The organism is Paenibacillus sp. KACC 21273, assembly GCF_028736095.1.
GTDB lineage: Bacteria > Bacillota > Bacilli > Paenibacillales > Paenibacillaceae > Saccharibacillus > Saccharibacillus kyungheensis.
This window is the reverse complement of record NZ_CP117876.1, coordinates 4,654,440-4,674,885: the sequence shown is the minus strand read 5'-3', so window position 1 is coordinate 4,674,885 and position 20,446 is coordinate 4,654,440. Positions and strand designations below refer to the sequence as shown.

Sequence of the window (20,446 nt, the reverse complement as noted above, 5' to 3'; positions counted from 1 at the left end):
AAACAGGCTTAAATTTGAATATAAAATAATGATTAAAATGATACATATTTAACTGTTCTTTTAAAGAAAATTCGTTACATTAACAAGGAGCAGATAAAATTAATATTTGTGCAAAAGAAATGTGATGTTGCAGTTAAAAGTTTGGTAGAATAAAATGGTAATGGCTTAAATGGAATTATAATCCAGTATAGAAAGAGGAATCAACATGGCAAACAAGTCGGTATACAATTTAGTCATCGTAGGCTATGGTGGAATGGGAAGTTATCATGGGCAATTGATTGAGAAAGTACCTGCACTTGAAGTAACCGGTGTGTACGATATCGTAGACTATCGGATGGAACTTGCTGGACAACATGGTTATCATGCTTATGAAAGTATGGAAGCGGTTTTATCAGATAAAAATGTTGATATTGTATTGATTGCTACTCCTAATGATGTACATAAAGAATTATCGATTCAGGCTTTACGTGCAGGTAAGCATGTTATTTGTGAGAAACCTGTAACGATCAATAGTGCGGATCTGTTAGACATTGTCAAAGTAGCAGAAGAAACCGGTCAGACATTTACAGTGCATCAAAATCGTCGCTGGGATGAAGATTTTTTGATTATCCGTGATATGTTTGAAAAACGGGCTGTTGGAGATGTTTTTCATGTGGAATCACGTGTACAAGGAGCCAATGGTATTCCAGGAGATTGGAGACAGCTCAAAGCTTATGGCGGCGGCATGTTGCTTGATTGGGGAGTCCATTTACTAGATCAGCTATTATTGCTTACTGATAGTAAGATCGAAAGTGTCCATGCTCAGTTGAGTACCATTTTGGATACAGAAGTAGATGATGGATTTACAACAACGATTCGTTTTAAAGATGGATTAACAGCAGTTGTAGAAGTCGGTACAACTAACTATGTTAAATTACCACGCTGGTATGTAAAAGGAACCGAAGGAACAGCAATTATTCAAGATTGGGATCTAAGCGGGGAGATCGTTACCCGTAATACAGAAGTGGAAAAAGTAGAACCCAAACCGATTCAAGCAGGTCGTGGATTGACCAAAACGATGGCTCCACCTTCCGAAGAGTCTACAATTCGTAAATCGATTGAACCGATCCAAAACCCGCCAGAAGAGTTCTATGTGAACTTTTTGTCTGTGATCGAAGGCTCTGCGCAATCGGCTGTACCTAATGAACAAGTACATCGAGTGTTAGTGCTGATCGAGACGATTTTTGAAGCGGCTGAAAAAGATGCAGTGATTCATAAAGAATTTTAACAATAGATAGGTAGAAATGAATTACACAAAAAGCGGGTATTCTATAGTGAAATATAGATATCGGCTTTTTTGTGATATCCAAGTGGACTGTACATATAGCGTTCTATCATAAGAATTGGATCAGCGTATAAGGTCGTGTAATAACCTTAATATTTATTTGAAAAGTGTTACAATATATAGATGTGTATATCGCTGTCTGGATTGCAACGAATACACAGTAGAGAAATAACCGTAAATAAATGATACACAAATATATACAGGAAAGCGAAAGGAATGAATTATATGAAGCAAGTAGTATTAGCTGAAAAGCCTTCAGTTGCAAGAGAAATCGCGCGTGTGATGGGAAGTCATCAGAAACATAAAGGGTATATGGAAGGCCCTAAATATATAGTAACTTGGGCGCTTGGACATCTAGTCGGTCTAGCCGAGCCGGAAGATTATGATACTCGTTATCAGAAATGGAATCTGGACGATTTGCCGATTTTGCCGGAAAGGATGACGTTAAAAGTACTGCGGGAAAGTAGTCATCAATACAAAATTGTACAGCATCTTCTGAGACGAAATGATGTGCAAGGATTGATCGTAGCTACCGATGCTGCACGTGAGGGAGAATTGTTAGCACGCTGGATTATTCAGATGGCAAAATGGAATAAACCTTTTCAAAGATTATGGATATCTTCTCAGACAGACAAAGCGATCCGTGAAGGATTTGCAAAATTGCGTCCGGGTAAAGAATTTGACCGTCTGTATGAATCGGCTCGTTGCCGGGCAGAAGCTGATTGGATGGTTGGACTGAATATTACCAGAGCATTAACCTGCAAATTCGATGCTCAATTATCAGCAGGACGTGTGCAGACACCATCACTGGGTATGATGATGAAGCGTGAGAATGAAATTAAAGATTTCCGCTCTCAAGATTATCATACATTGCAGATTGATCTAGGTGATCTACAAGCAGAATGGCGGAATGCTCAAGGAGACGGACGGATTTTTGAACAACAGAATGTACAGCAGTTAGAGCAGTCTTTGGCAGGCAAGCAAGCGAAGATTGTATCGGTCAAAAAGAATGAACGCCAAGAACCTCATCCACTAGCGTATGATCTGACAGAGTTACAGCGTGATGCGAATAAAAAATATGGATTTTCTGCTAAGCATACGTCTAATGTATTGCAAAAGTTATATGAGCAACACAAAATCGTCACGTATCCGCGTACTGATTCACGTTATTTGTCTTCAGATATGACAGATACATTCAAAGAACGTTTATCCAGTGTAGCGGTAGGTCCATATGCGCCACTCGCACGTCCTTTATTACGCAATGCACTTAAAATTGATAAACGGATTGTAGATGATAGCAAAATTAGTGATCATCATGCGATTATCCCTACAGAAGAAATAGTATCTTTGAACGCACTTACAACCGATGAGCGTAAACTGTATGATCTGATTGCGCGCCGTTTTATCAGTTTATTTTATCCACCTGCTACTTATGATACGGTTCAAGTGATTATTGAAGCCGCAGGAGAGCAGTTTTATGCCAAAGGGGTTACGATCAAAGATTCAGGTTGGCGTGCTGTATATGGTGATCAGTGGAATGAAGAAGATGAGGATGAAGAAACCGATTCACATCATCGTTCATCAGAGCATGGAGCAGATCACCGGGGAACGCAGAAATTGCCTGAACTCAAACAAGGGGAATCGAAAATGATCGCTCGCTGTGTTGTTAAAGCAGGTCGTACGATGCCACCTAAACGATATACAGAAGCCGCTCTGTTATCACAAATGGAAAAACATAGTCTGGGTACGCCAGCAACTAGAGCAGATATTATTGAAAAATTAGTCTCTTCTGATACGATCGAACGTAAAGGCAATCATCTGCATCCTACAGGAAAAGGCGCACAATTGATCGAATTGGTGTCGCCTGAACTGCGAACGCCTGAATTAACAGCACGTTGGGAACAGCAGTTAGAAAAAATTGCTCGTGGACAAGGGCAACCGGCTCCATTTTTACAAGAGATTCGTCAGATGGCGCAATCGATGGTCGATGGTGTGAAAAAGAGTGATGTGAATTATAAGCCACACAATGTCTCTTCCAGTCATTGCCCTGAATGTGGAACACGAATGTTAGAGAAAAAATCGAAACGTGGCACATTCTTGATCTGTCCAAGTGAAGATTGTAGTTATCGTCGTTCGACTGAAAAGCAGTTATCGAATCGTCGCTGTCCACAGTGTCATAAAAAAATGGAAATCAAAGACGGAAAAGCTGGAAAGTATGTACAATGTCTCGGTTGTGGAATTACCGAAACGTTAAATAAAGACGGCGGTCGCCCGGTTAACAAACGTGAACAGCAAAAGTTAGTGAAGCAATTTGAAAAGAAAGAATCGTTTGGTTCAAGTCTGGGTGATTTGCTAAAAGCTGCTTTGGAAGAGAAAAAAGAATAGAGATAACCTAATAACACAATTGAAAGCTCTTTAGCCGTAATAGTAGCTAAAGAGCTTTTTGGTATGCAATGGCAACTATTTTCTTAAAATAATCGTTGACGAAAATATTTTCATAATCTATATTTAAAAGAAAATATTTTCAGGTGGTGTAACTAAATGAAAACTTTTTTCGAGAAGGCACAACGGTTTGGTAAATCTTTTATGCTTCCGATTGCTGTATTACCAGCAGCAGGGTTACTGCTAGGCATAGGGGGAGCACTCTCTAATCCTAATACAGTAAGTACATATCCTGTACTACAGATTAGCTGGTTACAGTATATTTTCAAAGTGATGAGTAGTGCAGGAGATATTACGTTTAGCAATCTAGCATTGATTTTTGCGATCGGGGTAGCGGTTGGACTGGCACGCTCGGATAAAGGAACAGCAGGGTTGGCAGCGGCACTGGCGTATCTAGTGATGAATGCTTCGATCAATGCGATGTTGATCAATAGTAATCAACTGGTTACTGAAAATATGGCGGCAGCCGGTCAAGGTATGATTCTAGGGATACAATCGTTACAGACAGGTGTGCTAGGCGGTATTATTATCGGCTTAGTGACAGCAGGTCTTCATAATCGATATAACAAAATTGAGTTACCTCAATTTCTAGGATTTTTCGGTGGTTCTCGGTTTATCCCGATTGTTTCTTCATTTGCAGCGATATTTGTAGGGTTAGTGTTATTTCTAGTATGGCCAACAATTCAATTAGGGATTACCAAGTTAGGTGGAATCGTAGATGCGACCGGATATGTAGGCACATTATTTTATGGATTCTTTCTACGGATGTTAGGGCCGCTTGGATTGCATCATATTTTTTACCTCCCTTTCTGGCAAACCGGACTTGGTGGTACAATGGAAGTATCTGGTAAGATAGTGGAAGGAACCCAGAACATTTTCTTTGCTCAATTAGGTGACCCTTCGACTGAAAAATATTTCTCAGGTACATCGCGCTTTATGTCAGGACGCTTTATTACAATGATGTTCGGATTGTTGGGAGCTGCATTAGCGATCTATCATACTGCACGTCCAGAACGCAAAAAGGTTGTCGGTGGCTTAATGTTATCAGCGGCGTTGACGTCTTTTTTGACAGGAATTACAGAACCATTGGAATTTGCCTTTTTGTTTGTAGCTCCATTCTTGTATGTTATTCATGCTGTGTTTGATGGATTTGCTTTTATGCTGGCACATATATTTCAGATTACGATTGGTCAGACATTTTCCGGTGGCTTAATTGACTTTATTTTATTCGGTATTTTACAGGGAAATGCCAAAACCAACTGGATCTATGTACCGATAATCGGGGTGGTGTGGTTCGCTCTATACTATTTCACATTCCGCTTTTTAATCGTCAAATTCAATCTCAAAACACCGGGGCGTGAAGATGAGACTGTAGCAGATACGAACGGAAATACAGCAGGTGGAACAGGGTCAACAACACCGATAACCGATGCTGTAGCCACAGATCATAGTGAAGTTGATACTTCTCGTCCGGCTGTGATACTCCGTGCATTAGGTGGCAAAGAAAATATTAAAGATCTGGATTGTTGTGCAACCCGTCTACGGATATCAGTCTATCAACCAGATCAAGTATCACAGGATCGCTTGAAACATTCAGGTGCCAAAGGTGTGCTGATTAATGGTAATGGTGTGCAAGTGATCTATGGTCCGCAAGTGAGTGTTATTAAAAATGAAATCGAGGAATATATGGAAATGGAGTGAATACAATATGGATTTGGATTCATTGGGATTACAGCAGGGGTTAATCGTATCGTGTCAGGCATTAGAACACGAGCCTTTGCATAGTTCTTTTATTATGGGAAAAATGGCAGTTGCCGCTCAAGAAGGTGGAGCTGTAGGAATTCGAGCGAATACTGCGCAAGATATTAAAGAAATCAAACAACAAGTATCATTGCCTGTGATTGGAATCGTCAAACGTAATTATGGAGACCATCCTGTATTTATTACACCGACGATAACCGAAATTCATGAATTAGCAGAGTCTGGTTGTGAAATTATAGCGTTAGATGCGACTTCACGTCCTCGTCCGGATGGTGTCACATTGGCTGATCTGGTCAAACAAATTCGTCTGCTATATCCTGAACTGTTATTGATGGCAGATGTATCGACTGTAGAAGAAGGCGTTGTTGCTGAACAGTTAGGATTTGATCTGGTATCGGCTACGCTGGTAGGTTATACAGAATATACAGCTCATCAGAAAGTGTATGAAAATGATTTTGAGATTCTAAAAGAAATGGTTCGTCAGATCAAGACTCCTATTGTAGCTGAAGGAAATATTATGACACCAGAGATGGCGGCACGTTGTCTGGAACTTGGTGTATACAGCGTGGTAGTAGGCGGAGCGATCACACGTCCGCAACAGATTACAGCACGTTTTATGGACAAAATGAAACAAGTTCGTCCTGCATCGATTGCAACAGAATAGATTTGTGCTGCACATTCTATCTTATCAACATCAATCATAGTAATATCAAAAAAAGAACCGAAAATAATTATCGGTTCTTTTCTTTGTCTGAAATTGGCATTATGAATGATCTTGTTTGTACAAAGCATGGAGTGTACGCTGACGTGCAGATAATCGTTCTTCATTTTGGAGCAATAACATCGAGATCATATCAAGCACATAGATAATCGCTAATTGACTATTGATAAACGGGATATCGCCCATACGCTGTAAGCCGGGTGTAAATAGACATAGATCAGTTGTTTCTGTAAAAGGCGTATGATCGAAATTAGTAATTCCGATGATCTGAGCTTGATTTGTTTTGGCAATGCGTAGAGCACTATTCACTTCAGTGGTATGACCAGAATTGGATAATCCAATCACCAAATCCTGTTTATCCATCAAAGACGCATTCATCATCATCATATGCGAATCAGTAACAGCATCAATTAAAATATTCATTCGCATTAGACGATACTTGAACTCTAGCGCGGATAAGCCAGAGCTTCCTAATCCGTATACATAGACACGTCTGGCTTGCTGAATCTGCTGAACGACTTCTTCAATCATCTGAGGCTTGATCATATCAGCAGTTGCCATAATAATTTCATTGTATAAATGTCTTGTCTGTGCAAAAAAATTAAGCTCATCTCGTGGAATATCAATTTCTCGATTTAAGCTTAGCTTAAAATCTATAAAATTACTAAATCCTGCTTTGCGACAAAAACGTGTGATTGTAGACATTGAAGCTTGTGTGCGCTCGGAGAGATCACGAATATTGATATTATGAATAGAATTTTTATGACGCATAATATAATCTGCAATTTCTTTTTCTTTGGCAGATAATTGTTGGTATCGTAATTGTAGTTCGTCGAGTACATTGAGAGCCATAATTCATCCTCCTTAAACGCCTGATCATATAAGCGCGACTCAGTTTCTATAAAAAATGATTTTTTATATTCGTAGCATATGTTAGATTGCGGTTAGATAGTAGGGAGCGAACAGTTGATTTCTTTCTATTATAGTATAGTTTGAAGAGCGATCTCTATATTATAGGATAGTGCCATCAAATAATGGAATTATGCTATGTGCTTTTGATCATTTTACCGTTACACTAAAAACAAATGCGATAGAATAACTGGATATTCGGTATTGAGCCGATCCATCAGAAAGGGATTATTCCATGTCTATATTTTTCGATACTACTCAATCGACTTTTCATTTACAATCTCGTTCAACGAGTTATGTTATTCAATTAATGAAATCGACTCATTTGGTTCATTTATATTGGGGACCTCGTCTACAAGGAACATCTATTGGTAGTCTGCTACAACAGATAGAACGTGCTTCATTTAGCCCGAATTATCATGCAGATGATCGTACTTTTTCTTTTGATACTTTACCACAAGAATATCCAGGTTATGGTCGTGGCGATTATGGCGAACCTGCTTTTGAAGCTAAACATAGTAATGGTACAACAGTCAACGATCTACATTATGTAAGTCATACTATTACAGCAGGCAAACCGAAACTTCAAGGATTACCAGCTACATATGTAGAGCAGGAGCAGGAAGCAGATACATTGGAAATTGTATTGCGTGATAAATTGACCGGGCTTGAAGCTGTAGTCAGCTATACTGTATTTAACGAATTGAATGCGATTACACGTTCTGTGAAATTCCGTAATGATGGAACAACAACACTTCATATTCAGCGTGCACTAAGCAGTAGCGTAGATTTGGCAGATGATGAATATCGGATGATGCAATTGTCTGGTGCATGGACTCGTGAACGCCATGTTCATTACCGTACACTTGCTCCGGGATTGCAACGGATCGAAAGTAAGCGTGGTTCCAGTAGTCATCAGCAAAATCCGTTTATCGCTTTGCTTGGTAAAGATGCGAATGAAGATCAAGGGCAAGTCTATGGCATGAGTCTTGTCTATAGCGGTAACTTTGTCGCTCAAGTCGAAGTCGATCAATTCCATACCACTCGTATGCAGATTGGATTGTCTCCGTTTGATTTTGAATGGAAATTAGAAGCAGGTGATACGTTCCAGACACCGGAGGCGGTACTGGTTCATTCTTCTGAAGGATTGGGAGGAATGTCTCGCACGTATCACAAATTGTATCGTACACGTCTAAGTCGTGGGGAACATCGTGATCAAGTGCGTCCTATTTTGATTAATAATTGGGAAGCGACTTACTTTAACTTTGATGCACCGAAGATCAAATCTATTGCAGCAGCAGGAAAAGAGCTAGGGATTGAGCTGTTTGTATTGGATGATGGTTGGTTCGGTCATCGTGATGATGATCGTACGTCACTTGGAGATTGGGTAGAAGATCGTCGCAAATTACCAGAAGGTCTGGGCAAACTGGCAAAAGAAATTACAGCTACAGGTATGCAATTTGGATTGTGGTTTGAACCGGAAATGGTATCTCCAGATAGCGATCTATATCGCGCTCATCCTGACTGGTGTCTGCACGTGCCGGATCGCAGTCGTACAATGGGACGTGAACAATTGATTCTGGATTTGTCCCGTCAAGATGTATGTGATTATATTGTAGAGTCGGTTAGCGCTGTGCTATCTTCTGCACCGATTACGTATGTGAAATGGGATATGAACCGCAATATGTCTGAGATTGGTTCTGCTCTGTTGCCAGCGGATCGTCAACGGGAAACAGCACATCGGTATATGCTTGGACTATATAGTGTTTTAGAAAAAATCACTTCTACATTCCCACATATTTTATTTGAAAGTTGCTCTGGTGGTGGAGGTCGATTTGACCCGGGAATGCTATATTATATGCCACAAACATGGACAAGTGATGATACAGATGCGGTTGAACGTCTTAAAATTCAGTACGGTACCAGTATGGTCTATCCAGCAAGTGCGATGGGCGCGCATGTATCTGATGTACCGAATCACCAAGTCGGACGAATGACTTCGTTTACGACTCGTGGTCATGTAGCGATGTCTGGTAATTTCGGTTATGAGCTCGATCTGACCAAGCTTACAGATACAGAAAAGCAAGAAGTTAAAGAACAAGTAGCTCAATATAAAGAGTTGCGCGAACTGATTCAATTTGGTGAATTTTATCGTTTGCTCAGTCCTTTTGAAAGTAATATTACGTCATGGATGTTCGTCTCGGAAGATCAGCAAGAAGCATTTGCAGGTTATTTCCAAGTGTTAAGTGTGCCTAATGGACCACTTCGTCGTCTGAAATTAAAAGGGCTTGATCCACATCGTCGTTATTCGATGTCTGTCAACGGTGTTACAGATCCTAACACTTATGCAGGGGATGAATTGATGTATCATGGTATTATTGCTCCGTATGCGCAAGAAGATTTCTATAGTGCTTTGTTTGTATTCAAAGCGGTGGAATAGTACACTTACACTGTAGAGATTGAATTAATGGAGGCAGGCAGAAATGGAACAGATATTAGGAGTCTGGCTGCTGATTGTCAATATTGTTGCTTATATCGTAATGGCAATAGACAAAAAACGTGCACAACGTCATCGCAGTCGTGAACGTATACCAGAGAAAACGTTGTTTATCTGGGCGGCTATCGGTGGTGCATTAGGTATTTGGATCGCTATGATGACCAAGCGACACAAAACCAAACATCGTTCATTTGTAATAGGCGTTCCGCTGTTATTGGTTCTGAATATCGTGGTATACGGCTATGTATGGATGACATGGATACGCTAAATAACGTAATAAGTCAAAGACCTGATGAAGATTCGTCAGGTCTTTGTTTCGTTTCATGAAATGAGCATAACGGGTAATAAAGGAGTATACTGAATGTATAACACTTATGATTATCTGGATAAGTGTTACGGATGGATGATATCTTCATTCTGTTGACCAGCTTACATAACAACAGATATCCTACAGAATCCTGATCTCAGAAATCCAGACGCAGCATAATCACACCACCAATGGATACCCACTGGCATAGAGGAGATGGATAATATGTTATTTTCCAAAATTTTATTAGCATACGATGGTTCTAAAGCATCAAACAAAGCGTTAGATCGTGCAGTGGAATTAGCCAAAGCAGCTCCACATGCTGAAATTCATGCTATTCATGTATTTGATTTCCCACGTTATTTTGTAGGCGAAGGGATTGTACCTGTACCGACTACATCTAACGAAGAATTGTATGAATTAGCTACCCAAACAGCGAAAGAAGCTAAACGTCGTCTAGAAGCAGCTGAAATTAGCAATACGATCAGTGTTGAAATGATTCAGGGTGCAGCAGCACAAAATATCTTAGAATATGCTGAAGCTAATCACTGCGATGTTATTATTATCGGTAGTCGTGGACTAGGCAGTATTCGAGAATTTGTACTGGGTAGTGTAAGTCATAATGTTGTTCAACATGCTAAAATCCCAGTATTGATTGTGAAGTAAACGCAATACAATCAGTACGAACTACGTGTAAAGATGAATAGGTTACTATGATCAAGACGTATATAATCAATGTCCGAGTGACAATGGTTCTATGCGTCTTTTTTATTTTGATATAGAATAACGCAGAAAAAATCAAAGATGAAAGCCTTTAAATACGAACAATAGAATATTAGCGACATAAAACGTTCGTCTTTAAGTTGACATGATGTGTTGTAGATTGGTACACTAACACATGAAGCTTATTAAACGTATGAAATAATGACTCGTATAAAATCGGGAATATGGCCCGGACGTTTCTACCCGAATACCGTAAATATTCGGACTACGAGAGTAAACAGATAGATCGATGTGATTGCAGTCATTACAGCAGACTATACCTTTGTTTTGAAGTGATACGTCTGTGTAGGCTGATGACCATACTTTGTCTTTCTGTAAGCTCCTGAAGTCCGAAGAACCTGGAAATGAACATCTTTCTAACAGGATCTGCGGATTTTTTTCGTGTTAAGCGGTTCTAACACTGTGAGAACAAGTGAATGTTATGCTAAATACAATGATAGATTACTTATAGAACACGATAAATTAATTTTATTCTGGAAAGTAGGTTATCACATGTCGGTACAGGTTGCTGTTGTAATGGGCAGTAAATCAGATTGGGAAACGATGCAACATGCTTGTCAGATGCTAGATGAATTAGAAATTGCCTATGAGAAAAAAGTGGTATCTGCTCATCGCACACCGGATTTGATGTTTGAATTTGCAGAACAAGCACAAGAACGAGGTATCAAAGTGATTATTGCAGGTGCAGGCGGAGCGGCACACTTGCCGGGTATGATCGCAGCCAAAACATTACTACCTGTGATTGGTGTGCCTGTACAGTCTGCTGCACTGAAAGGTCTGGATTCATTACTATCGATCGTTCAGATGCCTGGTGGAATTCCTGTAGCGACTGTAGCGATTGGCAAAGCAGGTGCAACAAATGCAGGATTGTTAGCGGCACAGATGATCGGTGCTTTTGACCCTGAAGTGATGAAGCGTGCAGAAGCTAGACGGGAACGGATTCGTCTAGAAGTGATCGCTTCGAGTGATACGCTATGAGTGAGATTCGATCTTCTAAAGTGATTCCACCTGGCTCTACGATCGGCATTCTAGGTGGCGGACAATTAGGACGCATGATGGTATTGCAAGGCGCACCGCTGGGTTATCAATTTATTACACTGGATCCAGCGACGAATGCACCTTGTGGTCAGGTGAGTCAGCAGATTGTAGGGCGTTATGATGATCCACAAGCTGCTGAAATGTTAGCCAGTCAAGCCGATGTGATTACGTATGAATTTGAAAATGTAGATGCCGATGTAGCCGCATTGTTAGAGCAGAAATCGTATGTACCGCAAGGCAGTCAATTGTTATATACGACTCAACACCGCTTGCGTGAAAAGCGTGCGATTGAAGCGGCAGGCGCAACCGTTGCTCCATATATGGAAGTGCGAAGCGCAGCCGAAACCTTACAAGCTGTTCAACAGTTCGGAACGCCTTGTGTACTCAAAACAGCTACAGGTGGATATGATGGCAAAGGACAGTTTGTGATTCGCAGTGAAGAGCAAGCTCAGCAAGCATACGACGAATTAAGCGTCGCAGGCACAGAGTTAGTGGTAGAGCAATTTATTCATTTTCAATGTGAATTGTCTGTGATCGCTGCTCGTAGCTCGAATGGAGAAATTAAAACTTTTCCGGTAGCTGAAAATATTCATATTGATAATATTCTTCATCTCTCAATTGTTCCTGCTCGTGTGTCGGAAGAAGTACAGCGCAGAGCAGAACAGATGGCGGCAGATATTGCAGAGTCGATGGATGCAGTAGGATTATTAGCGGTTGAACTGTTTTGTACAGAAGATGGGCAGTTATATGTGAATGAATTAGCACCTCGTCCGCATAATTCCGGTCATTATACGATTGAAGCATGTGATACTTCGCAGTTCGAACAGCATGTAAGAGCAATCTGCGGATTGCCTTTGGGAAGTACGACATTACGCTCACCTGTCGTTATGGTCAATATTCTGGGAGAACATATCCCGGCGATTACTGAAAAAATGATGCAGGTTGATCTATCAGCGAATTCATTACATGTGAACCCTAAGTACCATTTATATGGGAAAGAAGAAGCCAAACACAAGCGCAAGATGGGACATATCAATGTGCTGTGTCATAATATAGAAGATGCTCTGGCATGGATAGACCAAACGAATATATGGAGGCAAGAATAAACTTATGATCGAACGTTATAGCAGACCTGAAATGAGAAATATCTGGAGTGAAGAAAACAAATTTAAAGCATGGTTGGAAGTGGAAATTTGCGCTTGTGAAGCATGGTCTGAATTAGGAGTTATTCCAAAAGAAGATGTAGAAAAATTACGTGCAGGTGCTTCTTTTGATATGGATCGTATTTATGAGATCGAAAAAGAAACGCGTCATGATGTAATTGCATTTACCCGCGCGGTATCTGAAAGCTTGGGCGAAGAGCGTAAATGGGTACATTATGGGTTAACATCGACAGACGTGGTAGATACAGCACTTGGTTATTTATTGCGCCAGGCTAATGAAATCTTGGAACGTGATATTATCAATTTTATCGAAATTTTGAAAGAAAAAGCGATCGCTTATAAAGATACACCGATGATGGGACGTACGCATGGTGTTCATGCTGAACCGACAACATTTGGACTGAAAATGGCACTATGGCATGAAGAAATGAAACGTAACTTGGAGCGCTTCCGTCATGCGGCAGACAATGTACAATACGGTAAAATCTCTGGAGCTGTAGGAACGTATGCGAATATTGATCCATTTGTAGAAGAATTCGTATGTAACAAACTAGGCACCAAAGCGGCTCCAATCTCTACTCAAACATTGCAACGTGATCGTCATGCTGAATATATGGCAACACTCGCATTGGTAGCGACATCGCTTGATAAATTTGCAACCGAAGTACGGGCACTGCAAAAGAGTGAAGTACGTGAAGTAGAAGAAGCTTTTGCTAAAGGTCAAAAAGGTTCATCTGCTATGCCTCACAAACGCAATCCGATCAGCTCTGAAAATATCTCCGGTCTTTCCCGTGTGATTCGTGGTCATATGGTATCAGCATACGAAAATGTGACATTATGGCATGAACGCGATATTTCACATTCATCGGTAGAACGTATTATTTTGCCAGATGCAACGATGTTGCTGAACTACATGCTCAATCGCTTCGGTAACATTATCAAAAACTTGACGGTGTTCCCTGAAAATATGCAACGCAATATTCAACGTACGTATGGAGTTCCTTTCTCCGGTCGTGTGATGACTAAATTGATCGATAAAGGGATCAGTCGTGAGCAAGCGTATGATACGGTTCAGCCTCGTGCGATGCAAGCATGGGAAGAACAACGTTCATTTAAAGATATTATTTTGGAGACTCCTGCAATTACAGAACTATTGAATGCTGAAGAAATCGAAGAAGCATTTAATCCATCGTGGCATTTGAAGCACGTTGATACGATTTTCAAAAAACTCGGTCTGGAATAGGAAAGAGGGGACACAACACATGATATCGCAAGCAATCACAACAGCTGTTGATCTGGTCAATGCACCGCTGATCTATAAAGGTAAAGTGCGTGAGTTGTATGATCTGGGCGAGCATTACTTGATCGTTGTTACCGATCGCATTTCTGCATTCGATTATGTACTTGATCCACCTGTACCGCACAAAGGGGAAGTGTTGAATCGCTTGAGTGCTTTCTGGTTCGGGCAAACGACTCACCTGATTGATAACCATGTTGTACATATCGATGTTGATCAATTAGGGGACATCGTACGTGATAAAGATGCATTGCGTAACCGTATTATGGTGACACGCAAAGCACAGCGTATCGATATGGAATGTGTAGTACGTGGTTATATTACAGGCGGTGGATGGAGACAATATCAAGAAACCGGTCAGGTGAATGGTATCGATCTTCCAGAAGGCTTGCGTAAAAATGGCGTGTTCCCGAATCCATTGTTCACTCCAGCTGCTAAAAATGATATCGGTCATGATGAAGATATTTCTTTTGACGAAATGAAAAATCGTATCGGTGCAGAGCTTGCGGAAGAGTTGAAAGCGAAAAGTATTCAACTGTACGAATATGCCCGTCACTATTGCGATCAACACGATATTATTCTAGCCGATTGCAAATTCGAATTCGGTCTAATCGATGGCAAAGTGGTGCTTATTGATGAAATTTTCACTCCGGATTCATCACGCTTTTGGGCAAAAAACAACTATGCACTGGATATCGAAATCGACAGCATGGATAAAGAGCCGGTACGGTCTTATCTGGCAGGCACAGATTGGGACAAAAATAGCCAACCTGATCCTTTACCAGATGCAGTCGTTCAAGCCACATCCGACCGCTACCTATCCATATATCAGAAGTTAACGGGTGGGCAATTGGTTTGATCCTTGGGGGACCGCTGCGGGAAAGAAATCATCCTGCCGATCGCTGGTAAGACTTGGATATCTTGAATAACCGCCAAGCGGTTAATATCCAAATCTTAAAGGCGAACGCTACGCTTCTTACGGATGATTTCTTTCCCTCCGCTCGGATCGAGATCAATTGGCGCTCGTTAGGGGTGGGGCAGAAAAGATAAGGATGTCATGGTGTTCACTTTGCGGACTTTTTATATAAAAGTGGTGGAGTAAGATTAATTGGTGATGAGTGTTGCCGAGTGATAGTTAATAGTAAGAAACTCGAAAACCTCTATCATCTTACTCAATCATCATAGTGGTCTACCAAGTAACATTGTCTGCTCACCTCCCCTATCTGATTGAGATTGCGATCTGATCTATCAAGCAGAATTGTAGCTCTTTGCTCTAAACTAAGCATTTACACACTAAGTACAAATAAAGTGATTCTTCGATCAAAGCGAAGGGAACGGAATGATTCTGAAAGGAGCCTTTAAGACTCGGATATCGACCGCCCAGCGGTCATTCAAGATATCCGATCTTACCAGCGACGACCAGAATAATCCGTGACCATAGCGGGGTATCTAAAGAATCACCAAATCTTGATTTTCAAAGTTCTCAAAGTAAAGCAATCACCACTCTGATACACCCAGCAATATCAACTCAGCATCACCTAATCTAAGGAGGAACAAAAATAACATGATTAAAGCTACTGTCTACGTGACCATTAAGCAAAGCGTACTTGACCCACAAGGTGTTGCTGTTCAAGGTGCACTTCATTCGTTAGGATTCAATGAAGTCGAGAGTCTTCGCATCGGGAAGTACATGGAGATTGAATTGGATACAGATAATCGTGAAGAAGCAGAAGAACGCCTCAAAGTGATGTGCGAGAAGTTGCTAGCTAATACGGTTGTTGAAAATTACCGTTTCGAACTGGAGGGTTAAATCCATGAAATTTGCAGTCTTGGTATTTCCGGGCTCTAACTGTGATATTGACTGTTTTAAAGCAGTCGAAGATACGTTAGGGGAATCGGTAGAGTATGTATGGCACACAGCGACAGATCTGTCAGCGTATGATTGTATTTTAGTTCCAGGTGGCTTTTCCTATGGAGATTACTTGAGATGTGGAGCGATTTCTCAATTTGCTCCGGTAATGACAGAAGTAGCCAAAGCAGCAGAGCAAGGCAAATATGTGCTCGGCATTTGTAATGGATTCCAGATTCTCACTGAAGCTCGCCTTTTACCGGGTGCTTTACTTCGTAACGAATCAATGAAATTCCGTTGTCATGATACATTGCTTACTGTAGTTAACAATCAGACTCCATTTACTCGTGATTATGCAGATGGTGAAGAAATAACGATTCCGATTGCTCATGGCGAAGGGAACTACTATTGTGATGATGCAACATTGGAACAACTGAAAGCGAACAATCAGATCGTGTTCCAGTACGGACATAATCCGAATGGATCACTACATGATATTGCAGGGATTTGTAATGAACGTGGAAATGTTGTAGGTATGATGCCTCACCCTGAACGTGCAGTGGATGAATTGTTAGGATCAGCAGATGGTAAAAAAATGTTTACATCTATTTTGAAAGCTTGGAGGGATCAACATGATGCAGCAAACATCCGTTAAGGAACCGACGGCGGAGCAAGTCGCAGACCAGCAAATATACAAACAAATGGGTGTATCGGACAGCGAGTATGAGTTGATCTGCGGTTTTCTCGGACGGAAACCGAACTACACAGAAATCGGCGTATTTAGTGTAATGTGGTCGGAACACTGCGCATACAAAAACTCCAAACCGTTACTTCGTCGCTTCCCAACTTCTGGTCCTCGTGTATTAATGGGACCGGGTGAAGGTGCAGGGATTGTAGATATTGGTGATAATCAAGCGGTTGTTTTCAAAATTGAAAGTCATAATCATCCATCTGCGGTAGAACCTTTTCAAGGAGCAGCAACAGGTGTAGGCGGGATTATCCGCGATATTTTCTCTATGGGAGCACGACCTGTAGCAGTATTGAATTCTTTACGCTTCGGTAAGCTCGAAAGTGAACGTGTGAAATATTTGTTCGAGCATGTGGTATCCGGGATTGCAGGTTACGGTAACTGTATCGGGATTCCTACGGTTGGCGGCGAAGTGATGTTCGATGAAAGTTATGACGGAAATCCACTGGTTAATGCAATGTGTGTCGGATTGATCGATCATGACAAAATCCAACGTGGTGTCGCTAAAGGAGTAGGTAATCCGGTATTTTATGTAGGACCTCCTACAGGACGCGACGGGATTCATGGCGCTACATTTGCATCAGAAGAATTAACAGAAGAATCAGAAGCACGTCGTACCGCAGTACAAGTTGGCGATCCATTTATGGAGAAGCTTGTCATGGAATCTTGCTTGGAATTGATTGATTCTGGTATTGTTCTGGGGATTCAAGATATGGGTGCGGCTGGCTTAACATGTTCTAGTGCAGAGATGGCAAGTAAAGCAGGTAACGGTCTAGAATTGTATCTTGATCAAGTCCCTCAACGTGAAGATGGCATGACAGCTTATGAAATGATGCTTTCGGAATCTCAAGAACGGATGTTGTTCGTAGTAGAGCCAAAAGACGAAGCGCAAGCGATGGAAATCTTTGAACGTTGGGGCGTAATTTGTGCCAAAGTTGGTAAAGTGACAGATGATGGACGCTTGAAATTATTACATCATGGCGAAGTGGTTGGCGATATGCCTGTACATGCGCTTGTAGATGAGTGCCCGATCTATGATAAGCCTTCTTCAGTACCTGCTTATTATGAGCAACAAGCGAATGTCGATACCAATCGTTATGATGAAGTTACAGATCTCAGTGGTGCGTTAAAATCGATTCTTGCTTCACCAACAGTAGCGAGCAAAGCATGGGTCTATGATCAATATGATTATATGGTTCGTACGAGTACAGCGGTTCGTCCGGGTTCAGATGCAGCAGTCATTACGATTCGTGGTACACGCAAAGCACTGGCTATGACTACAGATTGTAATGGACGTTATGTATATCTTGATCCAGAAGTAGGGGGCAAAATTGCTGTCAGCGAAGCGGCTCGTAATATTGTCTGCTCCGGTGCAGAACCGCTTGCGATCACAGATAACTTGAATTTTGGTAGCCCGGAAAAACCAGATATTTTCTGGCAAATGGAAAAATCAGTAGATGGTATGGCAGAAGCTTGTCGTGTACTGGATACTCCAGTAATCGGTGGTAATGTTAGTCTTTATAATGAAAATACACGTGGAGCGATCTATCCTACACCAGTTGTGGGTATGGTTGGATTGGTACACGATACAGATCATATTACAACGCAAGGTTTCAAAAACGAAGGCGATATTATTTTCGTATTAGGAGATACATTTGCCGAACTAGGTGGTAGTGAATTCCAGAAAGTCGTGCACAATGTGACAGAAGGTCGCCCACCAGCATTAGATTTGGAGATTGAAAAGAAATTGCTAGGTAGCGTACTGAGCGCCATTCAAAGCGGACTAGTACAATCTGCACATGATCTATCTGAAGGTGGATTGTCTGTAGCTTTAGCAGAATCTTGTATTAGTGGTAAATTAGGTGCAAGCGTGGCACTGAGCAGCGACAACTTGCGTCATGATCTATTGTTATTCAGCGAAAGCCAATCTCGTATTTTGTTATCAGCGACTCCTGCGCAAGCAGATGCGTTGGAAAGTCATATTCAATCTCAAGGTGTGCCTGTACGTCGTATCGGTCAAGTGCAAGGAACAGAACTTCAAATCCAAGTGGACGGCAAACAAGTCTTGGCAGAGCAGGTGAACAATCTGCGTCAAGTCTGGGAGGATGCGATTCCATGTCTGATGAATTAAACAAACAGACGTTATGGACAGGTGATTACTACAATCAAGGCACCGGTCCCAATGATATTTTTGATACGTTAAAAGAAGAATGCGGCGTTTTCGGAGTCTACGGACATTCGGAAGCCGCTTCCCTTTCTTATTATGGATTACATGCGCTTCAACATCGTGGTGAAGAAAGCGCAGGCTTGTGTGTAAGTGATCGCAACCAGTTTCATTACCATCGGGGTATGGGTCTGGTCAAAGAAGTTTTTGATAAAGATACATTAGGTTCATTAACAGGTGATATTTCGATTGGTCATGTTCGTTATTCCACCAGTGGAGATAGTCGTCTGACCAATGCACAACCATTGGTATTCCGTTATCGTGCAGGTGAATTAGCACTGGCAACCAACGGTAATATCGTCAATGCACCACAGATTCGGCGTGAATTGGAAGAAGCGGGTTCTATTTTCCAAACGACCAGTGATACAGAAGTGGTTGCTCACTTAATCGCACGTTCAAATAAGCCTCTAGTCGAAGCAGCAAAAGATGCGTTCCGACAAATTGTAGGCGGTTTTGCTTTTATGATTATGACCAATGAGCAATTAATAGTGGCTTCTGATCCTAACGGATTGCGTCCGATCACGATGGGTCGTCTGGGTGAAGCGTATATTTTTGCTTCAGAGACCTGTGCTCTTGAAACGATCGGAGCAGAGTTAGTACGAGATGTTCAACCAGGAGAATTACTGATTTTGGATCAACATGGTTTGATCGAAGATCGTTATATCGAACCGCAACGTAAAGCGCTTTGTTCGATGGAATATATTTATTTTGCAAGACCAGATAGTGATATGAATGGTGCCAATCTACATGCGGCTCGCAAACGGATGGGTTCGGTGATGGCACAGGAATCATTTATCGATGCGGATCTAGTGACAGGTGTACCGGATTCCAGTATTTCAGCAGCGATCGGATTTGCTGAACAAACGGGTATCCCTTATGAACTTGGGATGATCAAAAATAAATATACCGGGCGTACATTTATCCAACCGAGTCAGGAACTACGTGAGCAAGGTGTGAAAATGAAACTCAGTGCGGTACGCCGCGTGGTGGAAGGTAAACGTGTCGTCATGATCGATGATTCGATTGTACGTGGAACAACATCACGCCGAATCGTGAATATGTTACGTGATGCAGGAGCGACAGAAGTACATGTACGGATTACATCGCCTCCTTTTAAAAATCCATGCTTCTACGGTATTGATACACCGGATCGACGCGAATTGATCGCATCAACCATGTCGATTGAAGAAATGCGCAAAGAACTAAATGCTGATTCACTCACCTTTTTGAGCTTTGAAGGATTAATCAAAGCTGTCGGTGGCGACAACAGCACAGACTACAAAGGTGGCATGTGTATGGCATGCTTCGACAACGACTATCCAACACAAACCGACTTCGGCGGCGAAGAGCAATTCGGATGTGGGTGTTAGTCGAAGGCTTTGT

The 20,446-nt window shown here is 41.5% G+C and carries 16 protein-coding genes and 1 riboswitch; of the genes, 15 read left to right on the top strand and 1 reads right to left on the bottom strand.

From position 1 onward, the window contains the following. Positions 1-205: 205 nt before the first annotated feature. The 4 genes from PQ460_RS20475 (at position 206) to PQ460_RS20460 (ending at position 6,191) form a co-directional block, all read left to right on the top strand. Positions 206-1,267, top strand: a complete 1,062-nt coding sequence (locus tag PQ460_RS20475) for a Gfo/Idh/MocA family protein (protein ID WP_274170998.1) — start codon at positions 206-208, stop codon at positions 1,265-1,267. Positions 1,268-1,549: 282 nt separating this feature from the next. Continuing rightward, positions 1,550-3,709 (top strand): DNA topoisomerase III, encoded by a 2,160-nt coding sequence (locus PQ460_RS20470; RefSeq protein ID WP_274170997.1) that lies wholly within the window; start codon positions 1,550-1,552, stop codon positions 3,707-3,709. A gap of 156 nt (positions 3,710-3,865) precedes the next feature. Further along, positions 3,866-5,467, top strand: a complete 1,602-nt coding sequence (locus tag PQ460_RS20465) for a maltose/glucose-specific PTS transporter subunit IIC (protein ID WP_274170996.1) — start codon at positions 3,866-3,868, stop codon at positions 5,465-5,467. Between the two features lie 7 nt (positions 5,468-5,474). Beyond that, complete coding sequence (locus PQ460_RS20460) at positions 5,475-6,191, top strand: N-acetylmannosamine-6-phosphate 2-epimerase (protein ID WP_274170995.1); 717 nt, start codon at positions 5,475-5,477, stop codon at positions 6,189-6,191. Between the two features lie 99 nt (positions 6,192-6,290). Here PQ460_RS20460 and PQ460_RS20455 read toward each other — a convergent pair whose 3' ends face one another. Further along, complete coding sequence (locus tag PQ460_RS20455) at positions 6,291-7,100, bottom strand: MurR/RpiR family transcriptional regulator (protein ID WP_274170994.1); 810 nt, start codon at positions 7,098-7,100, stop codon at positions 6,291-6,293. Positions 7,101-7,392: 292 nt separating this feature from the next. Here PQ460_RS20455 and PQ460_RS20450 point away from each other — a divergent pair, with 292 nt between their 5' ends. From PQ460_RS20450 to purF, 11 genes are all read left to right on the top strand, one after another. After that, positions 7,393-9,597 carry an alpha-galactosidase gene (locus PQ460_RS20450; protein ID WP_274170993.1) on the top strand — a complete coding sequence of 735 codons (2,205 nt, stop codon included), beginning with the start codon at positions 7,393-7,395 and terminating at the stop codon, positions 9,595-9,597. Positions 9,598-9,640: 43 nt separating this feature from the next. Continuing rightward, positions 9,641-9,922, top strand: a complete 282-nt coding sequence (locus tag PQ460_RS20445; protein ID WP_274170992.1) for a DUF1294 domain-containing protein — start codon at positions 9,641-9,643, stop codon at positions 9,920-9,922. 264 nt (positions 9,923-10,186) lie between these two features. Next, positions 10,187-10,627 carry a universal stress protein gene (locus PQ460_RS20440; protein ID WP_204825660.1) on the top strand — a complete coding sequence of 147 codons (441 nt, stop codon included), beginning with the start codon at positions 10,187-10,189 and terminating at the stop codon, positions 10,625-10,627. A 243-nt stretch (positions 10,628-10,870) separates the two neighbouring features. Continuing rightward, positions 10,871-10,972: riboswitch (purine riboswitch) on the top strand. A 264-nt stretch (positions 10,973-11,236) separates the two neighbouring features. Further along, positions 11,237-11,722: a 5-(carboxyamino)imidazole ribonucleotide mutase gene (purE, locus tag PQ460_RS20435; protein WP_204825659.1), complete on the top strand. Its 486-nt coding sequence runs from the start codon at positions 11,237-11,239 to the stop codon at positions 11,720-11,722. Next, positions 11,719-12,888, top strand: coding sequence for a 5-(carboxyamino)imidazole ribonucleotide synthase (gene purK, locus PQ460_RS20430; RefSeq protein ID WP_274170991.1), 1,170 nt, complete (start codon positions 11,719-11,721; stop codon positions 12,886-12,888). Before purE ends, purK begins: the two co-directional genes overlap by 4 nt. 4 nt (positions 12,889-12,892) lie before the next feature. Beyond that, on the top strand, positions 12,893-14,188 hold the full coding sequence (gene purB, locus PQ460_RS20425; RefSeq protein WP_204825657.1) for an adenylosuccinate lyase: 1,296 nt from the start codon (positions 12,893-12,895) through the stop codon (positions 14,186-14,188). Between the two features lie 19 nt (positions 14,189-14,207). After that, on the top strand, positions 14,208-15,101 hold the full coding sequence (locus PQ460_RS20420) for a phosphoribosylaminoimidazolesuccinocarboxamide synthase (RefSeq protein WP_274170990.1): 894 nt from the start codon (positions 14,208-14,210) through the stop codon (positions 15,099-15,101). A gap of 705 nt (positions 15,102-15,806) precedes the next feature. After that, positions 15,807-16,052 (top strand): phosphoribosylformylglycinamidine synthase subunit PurS, encoded by a 246-nt coding sequence (gene purS, locus PQ460_RS20415; protein ID WP_069328921.1) that lies wholly within the window; start codon positions 15,807-15,809, stop codon positions 16,050-16,052. 4 nt (positions 16,053-16,056) lie between these two features. Further along, the gene (gene purQ / locus PQ460_RS20410; RefSeq protein ID WP_204825655.1) at positions 16,057-16,746 is read left to right on the top strand and encodes a phosphoribosylformylglycinamidine synthase subunit PurQ; all 690 of its coding nucleotides are present in this window, start codon (positions 16,057-16,059) and stop codon (positions 16,744-16,746) included. Next, on the top strand, positions 16,724-18,970 hold the full coding sequence (gene purL / locus PQ460_RS20405) for a phosphoribosylformylglycinamidine synthase subunit PurL (RefSeq protein ID WP_274170989.1): 2,247 nt from the start codon (positions 16,724-16,726) through the stop codon (positions 18,968-18,970). The genes purQ and purL overlap by 23 nt, the downstream gene beginning before the upstream one ends. Then, a complete protein-coding gene (purF, locus tag PQ460_RS20400) occupies positions 18,955-20,433 on the top strand; it encodes an amidophosphoribosyltransferase (protein WP_069328924.1) in 1,479 nt (492 codons plus the stop codon). The genes purL and purF overlap by 16 nt, the downstream gene beginning before the upstream one ends. Positions 20,434-20,446 lie beyond the last annotated feature (13 nt).

What these genes read in the sequence shown, in the direction of transcription:
- purQ (WP_204825655.1), top strand. Translation starts at nt 16,057, where the DNA reads ATGAAATTTGCAGTCTTGGTATTTCCGGGCTCTAACTGTGATATTGAC.
- PQ460_RS20460 (WP_274170995.1), top strand. Translation starts at nt 5,475, where the DNA reads ATGGATTTGGATTCATTGGGATTACAGCAGGGGTTAATCGTATCGTGT.
- purS (WP_069328921.1), top strand. Translation starts at nt 15,807, where the DNA reads ATGATTAAAGCTACTGTCTACGTGACCATTAAGCAAAGCGTACTTGAC.
- PQ460_RS20420 (WP_274170990.1), top strand. Translation starts at nt 14,208, where the DNA reads ATGATATCGCAAGCAATCACAACAGCTGTTGATCTGGTCAATGCACCG.
- purL (WP_274170989.1), top strand. Translation starts at nt 16,724, where the DNA reads ATGATGCAGCAAACATCCGTTAAGGAACCGACGGCGGAGCAAGTCGCA.
- PQ460_RS20445 (WP_274170992.1), top strand. Translation starts at nt 9,641, where the DNA reads ATGGAACAGATATTAGGAGTCTGGCTGCTGATTGTCAATATTGTTGCT.
- PQ460_RS20475 (WP_274170998.1), top strand. Translation starts at nt 206, where the DNA reads ATGGCAAACAAGTCGGTATACAATTTAGTCATCGTAGGCTATGGTGGA.
- purF (WP_069328924.1), top strand. Translation starts at nt 18,955, where the DNA reads ATGTCTGATGAATTAAACAAACAGACGTTATGGACAGGTGATTACTAC.
- PQ460_RS20470 (WP_274170997.1), top strand. Translation starts at nt 1,550, where the DNA reads ATGAAGCAAGTAGTATTAGCTGAAAAGCCTTCAGTTGCAAGAGAAATC.
- PQ460_RS20465 (WP_274170996.1), top strand. Translation starts at nt 3,866, where the DNA reads ATGAAAACTTTTTTCGAGAAGGCACAACGGTTTGGTAAATCTTTTATG.
- purK (WP_274170991.1), top strand. Translation starts at nt 11,719, where the DNA reads ATGAGTGAGATTCGATCTTCTAAAGTGATTCCACCTGGCTCTACGATC.
- purE (WP_204825659.1), top strand. Translation starts at nt 11,237, where the DNA reads ATGTCGGTACAGGTTGCTGTTGTAATGGGCAGTAAATCAGATTGGGAA.
- PQ460_RS20440 (WP_204825660.1), top strand. Translation starts at nt 10,187, where the DNA reads ATGTTATTTTCCAAAATTTTATTAGCATACGATGGTTCTAAAGCATCA.
- PQ460_RS20455 (WP_274170994.1), bottom strand. Translation starts at nt 7,100, where the DNA reads ATGGCTCTCAATGTACTCGACGAACTACAATTACGATACCAACAATTA.
- purB (WP_204825657.1), top strand. Translation starts at nt 12,893, where the DNA reads ATGATCGAACGTTATAGCAGACCTGAAATGAGAAATATCTGGAGTGAA.
- PQ460_RS20450 (WP_274170993.1), top strand. Translation starts at nt 7,393, where the DNA reads ATGTCTATATTTTTCGATACTACTCAATCGACTTTTCATTTACAATCT.